Annotated in this window: 1 protein-coding gene; it reads left to right on the forward strand. The window is 42.6% G+C overall.

Annotation, left to right across the window (positions count from 1 at the left end; translation table 11 throughout):
* Positions 1-39 precede the first annotated feature (39 nt).
* Positions 40-277 (forward strand): ATP-binding cassette domain-containing protein (locus R0K30_RS21745; RefSeq protein ID WP_410612899.1); only part of this gene is annotated, 238 nt, incomplete at its 3' end.

Raw genomic sequence — 277 nt, forward strand, 5'->3', positions numbered from 1 at the left:
TAACAAATTGAATAAACTTAATCATGGAGGTGTGAGTGTTTGCTGACATTAGAAAATGTCTCGAAAATGTATAAAGGCGGGAAAAAAGCCGTCAACAGCATCAACCTGAATATTGCCAAAGGCGAATTTATTTGTTTTATCGGACCGAGCGGCTGCGGCAAAACGACGACGATGAAAATGATCAACCGCTTAATTGAACCGACAGAAGGCAGAATCCTGATAGAGGGCCGAAACATTATGGAACAAGATCCGGTGGAACTCAGAAGAAGCATCGGCT

It is taken from the genome of Bacillus sp. SIMBA_154, from assembly GCF_046536015.1.
Taxonomy (GTDB): Bacteria; Bacillota; Bacilli; order Bacillales; family Bacillaceae; genus Bacillus; species Bacillus pumilus_P.